Below are 4917 nucleotides of genomic sequence, written 5' to 3' on the forward strand. Positions count from 1 at the left end.
ACACTTCATTTTACTATGGAGAGTTTGATCCTGGCTCAGGATGAACGCTAGCGGCAGGCCTAATACATGCAAGTCGAACGGGATCCATTTTTAGCTTGCTAGGAATGGTGAGAGTGGCGCACGGGTGCGTAACGCGTGAGCAACCTGCCCATATCAGGGGGATAGCCCGGAGAAATCCGGATTAACACCGCATAACAACATCTGATGGCATCATCGGATGTTTAAATATTTATAGGATATGGATGGGCTCGCGTGACATTAGCTAGTTGGTAGGGTAACGGCCTACCAAGGCCACGATGTCTAGGGGCTCTGAGAGGAGAATCCCCCACACTGGTACTGAGACACGGACCAGACTCCTACGGGAGGCAGCAGTAAGGAATATTGGTCAATGGGCGGAAGCCTGAACCAGCCATGCCGCGTGCAGGATGACTGCCCTATGGGTTGTAAACTGCTTTTGTACGGGAATAAACCCCTCTACGTGTAGGGGGCTGAATGTACCGTAAGAATAAGGATCGGCTAACTCCGTGCCAGCAGCCGCGGTAATACGGAGGATCCGAGCGTTATCCGGATTTATTGGGTTTAAAGGGTGCGTAGGCGGCCTTATAAGTCAGGGGTGAAATACGGCAGCTCAACTGTCGCAGTGCCTTTGATACTGTAGGGCTTGAATCTATTTGAAGTGGGCGGAATAAGACAAGTAGCGGTGAAATGCATAGATATGTCTTAGAACTCCGATTGCGAAGGCAGCTCACTAAGTTAGTATTGACGCTGATGCACGAAAGCGTGGGGATCGAACAGGATTAGATACCCTGGTAGTCCACGCCCTAAACGATGATAACTCGATGTTGGCGATACACAGTCAGCGTCTTAGCGAAAGCGTTAAGTTATCCACCTGGGGAGTACGCCCGCAAGGGTGAAACTCAAAGGAATTGACGGGGGCCCGCACAAGCGGAGGAGCATGTGGTTTAATTCGATGATACGCGAGGAACCTTACCCGGGCTTGAAAGTTACTGAATTATCCAGAGATGGATAAGTCCTTCGGGACAGGAAACTAGGTGCTGCATGGCTGTCGTCAGCTCGTGCCGTGAGGTGTTGGGTTAAGTCCCGCAACGAGCGCAACCCCTATGTTTAGTTGCCAGCACGTCATGGTGGGGACTCTAGACAGACTGCCTGCGTAAGCAGTGAGGAAGGTGGGGACGACGTCAAGTCATCATGGCCCTTACGTCCGGGGCTACACACGTGCTACAATGGACGGTACAGCGGGCAGCTACACAGCAATGTGATGCCAATCTCGAAAAGCCGTTCACAGTTCGGATCGGGGTCTGCAACTCGACCCCGTGAAGTTGGATTCGCTAGTAATCGCGTATCAGCAATGACGCGGTGAATACGTTCCCGGGCCTTGTACACACCGCCCGTCAAGCCATGAAAGTTGGGGGTGCCTAAAGCATGTAACCGCAAGGAGCGTGTTAGGGCAAAACCGATAATTGGGGCTAAGTCGTAACAAGGTAGCCGTACCGGAAGGTGCGGCTGGAATACCTCCTTTCTAGAGCATTCATGACTGAAGCTCGTTACGTCGCACATGATTATAAGAGACAAGAAGAAAGTACCCGCCCCGGTGGAGTACCGAGAGAGATAAAGTAATAGCTAGTCCCGTAGCTCAGTTGGTTAGAGCACTACACTGATAATGTAGGGGTCAGCAGTTCAAATCTGCTCGGGACTACATAACTATAAGGGGAATTAGCTCAGCTGGCTAGAGCACCTGCCTTGCACGCAGGGGGTCAACGGTTCGAATCCGTTATTCTCCACTATTTTCAGCATATAGCGATCAGCCTCTGGCTAGGAGCGATGTGGCTGGGAAAAAGAGTTCTTTGACATATTGAAAGAAAAAAAACACAAGAGAAGACAATAGGGACGAACGTTCTGTATTTATACAGGGCAATTAGTCAAAGCAACACCATGGTAGCAAAAGGGCCATGTGTGTGAAGAAAGTAAATAAGGGCACACGGGGGATGTCTAGGCTCTCAGAGGCGATGAAGGACGTGATAAGCTGCGATAAGCCACGGGTATCAGCAAATGTGACTTGATCCGTGGATTTCCGAATGGGGCAACCTAATATACTGAAGGTATATTGTATAATACGCGAACGCGCCGAACTGAAACATCTAAGTAAGCGTAGGAGGAGAAAATAATAATGATTTCGTAAGTAGTGGCGAGCGAACACGAAAGAGCCCAAACCCATACTGTTACGGCATTATGGGGGTTGTAGGACCACGACATTGTATTGTCGCTATGAACTGGAAGCAGGTGGGAAACTGCGCGATATGGGTGACAGCCCCGTACAGGTAAAGAATGACAGCATAGTGGTATCCTGAGTAGGGCGGGACCGGAGGAATCCTGCCTGAATCTGCCAGCACCATCTGGTAAGGCTAAATACTCCTGAGAGACCGATAGTGGACCAGTACCGTGAGGGAAAGATGAAAAGAACCCCGAACAGGGGAGTGAAAAGAACCTGAAACCGTGTGCTTACAAGCGGTTGGAGCAGAGCGATTCTGTGACAGCGTGCCTTTTGCATAATGAGCCTACGAGTTACTCTTTACTGGCAAGGTTAAGTGGTTCAGCCACGCAGCCGAAGCGAAAGCGAGTCTGAACAGGGCGCATAGTCAGTAGAGGTAGACGCGAAACCTTGTGATCTACCCTTGGGCAGGTTGAAGCTGTGGTAACACACAGTGGAGGACCGAACCGATAAACGTTGAAAAGTTTCCGGATGACCTGAGGGTAGGGGTGAAAGGCCAATCAAACTGGGAAATAGCTCGTACTCCCCGAAATGTTTTTAGGAACAGCGTCGGCATAGAGTCTTGTAGAGGTAGAGCTACCGATTGGGTGCGGGGGAGTCAAATCCTACCAAATCCAGACGAACTCCGAATGCTACAAGATATGGCCGGCAGTGAGGCTTTGGGTGCTAAGGTCCAAGGCCGAGAGGGAAAGAACCCAGACCATCAGCTAAGGTCCCCAAATGTAGTCTAAGTTGAACTAACGAGGTCCGGTTGCCCAGACAGCTAGGATGTTGGCTTGGAAGCAGCCATTCATTTAAAGAGTGCGTAACAGCTCACTAGTCGAGCGACCGGGCGTGGATAATAAACGGGCATCAAGATTACTACCGAAGCTATGGATTTGCATGTAAATGCATCTGGTAGGGGAGCATTCTATCGTCGGCGAAGCACTGTGGTGATGCAGTGTGGAGATTATAGAAAAGCAAATGTAGGCATAAGTAACGATAAGGCGGGTGGGAAACCCGCCCACCGAAAGACTAAGGTTTCCTGATCAACGCTAATCGGATCAGGGTCAGTCGGGACCTAAGGCGCATCCGAACGGAGAAAGCCGATGGACAACTGGTCAATATTCCAGTACTTTTCTTTACTGCGATGTGGTGACGGAGTAGTGACACTGCCGCGGACTGACGGAATAGTCCGTTAAAAGGCGTAGGTATAGGGACGGTAGGCAAATCCGCCGACCCTGCTGAAACCCAATAGTACTGCAAAGCTCCGGCGGCGCAGATAGAGCAGGTAATCAGACTTCCAAGAAAACCCGCTAAGCTTCAGGTAAAGAAAACCCGTACCGTAAACCGACACAGGTAGTCGAGGAGAGAATCCTAAGGTGCTCGAGTGAATCATGGCTAAGGAACTCGGCAAAATGGCCCTGTAACTTCGGGAGAAGGGGCGCTGTCTCAGCGATGAGCAGCCGCAGTGAAAAGGCCCAGGCGACTGTTTAGCAAAAACATATGGCTTTGCAAAATCGAAAGATGAGGTATAAGGCCTGACACCTGCCCGGTGCTGGAAGGTTAAGAGGGGATGTCATCCGCAAGGAGAAGCATTGAATCGAAGCCCCAGTAAACGGCGGCCGTAACTATAACGGTCCTAAGGTAGCGAAATTCCTTGTCGGGTAAGTTCCGACCTGCACGAATGGTGTAACGATCTGGGCGCTGTCTCAGCCATGAGCTCGGTGAAATTGTGGTATCGGTGAAGACGCCGGTTACCCGCAACGGGACGGAAAGACCCCATGCACCTTCACTATAGCTTAACATTGAAATTGGGTACAGGATGTGTAGGATAGGCGGGAGATTTTGAAGCGGCTTCGCCAGGAGTCGTGGAATCAACCTTGAAATACCGCCCTTTCTGTATCCGGTTTCTAATCCGCCGGCTGGCGGAGACATTGTTTGGTGGGTAGTTTGACTGGGGTGGTCGCCTCCAAAAAGGTAACGGAGGCTTTCAAAGGTAAGCTCAGTACGCTTGGTAACCGTACGGGGAGTGCAATGGCATAAGCTTGCTTGACTGTGAGGCCTACAAGCCGAGCAGGGTCGAAAGACGGACATAGTGATCCGGTGGTTCTGTATGGAAGGGCCATCGCTCAAAGGATAAAAGGTACGCTGGGGATAACAGGCTGATCTCCCCCAAGAGCTCATATCGACGGGGAGGTTTGGCACCTCGATGTCGGCTCGTCACATCCTGGGGCTGGAGAAGGTCCCAAGGGTTGGGCTGTTCGCCCATTAAAGTGGCACGCGAGCTGGGTTCAGAACGTCGCGAGACAGTTCGGTCCCTATCTGTTGTGGGCGTTGGAAGTTTGAGTGGATCTGTCCTTAGTACGAGAGGACCGGGATGGACTGACCGCTGGTGAACCAGTTATGCCGCCAGGTGTACGGCTGGGTAGCTACGTCGGGAATAGATAAGCGCTGAAAGCATCTAAGTGCGAAACTAGCCACGAGATGAGACTTCCTTACAGGGTCGTTGTAGATGACAACGTTGATAGGCTATAGGTGTAAAGGTTGAGAGACCAAAGCCGAGTAGTACTAATAGCCCGAAGCTTTCCAGGCAGATAGACCTGTTGTCTTCTCTGACTGTTCTTTTTCTTTCAATAACATGTCAA

General features: G+C 50.9%; 2 tRNA genes and 2 rRNA genes. All 4 read left to right on the forward strand.

Annotated elements, in window-relative coordinates:
- The first annotated feature begins 12 nt into the window (after positions 1–12).
- Positions 13–1540: ribosomal RNA gene (locus JKG61_RS22615) — 16S ribosomal RNA — on the forward strand.
- A gap of 103 nt (positions 1541–1643) precedes the next feature.
- Positions 1644–1717, forward strand: a tRNA-Ile gene (locus JKG61_RS22620).
- A gap of 11 nt (positions 1718–1728) precedes the next feature.
- Positions 1729–1802: transfer RNA gene (locus JKG61_RS22625), tRNA-Ala, on the forward strand.
- Positions 1803–1979: 177 nt separating this feature from the next.
- Positions 1980–4863: ribosomal RNA gene (locus JKG61_RS22630) — 23S ribosomal RNA — on the forward strand.
- The 16S and 23S rRNA genes sit together here with 2 tRNA genes alongside, the layout of an rRNA operon.
- The last annotated feature ends 54 nt before the right edge of the window (positions 4864–4917 follow it).

The sequence above is a fragment of the Sphingobacterium faecale genome, assembly GCF_016746095.1.
In the GTDB taxonomy this organism is placed as follows: Bacteria; Bacteroidota; Bacteroidia; order Sphingobacteriales; family Sphingobacteriaceae; genus Sphingobacterium; species Sphingobacterium faecale.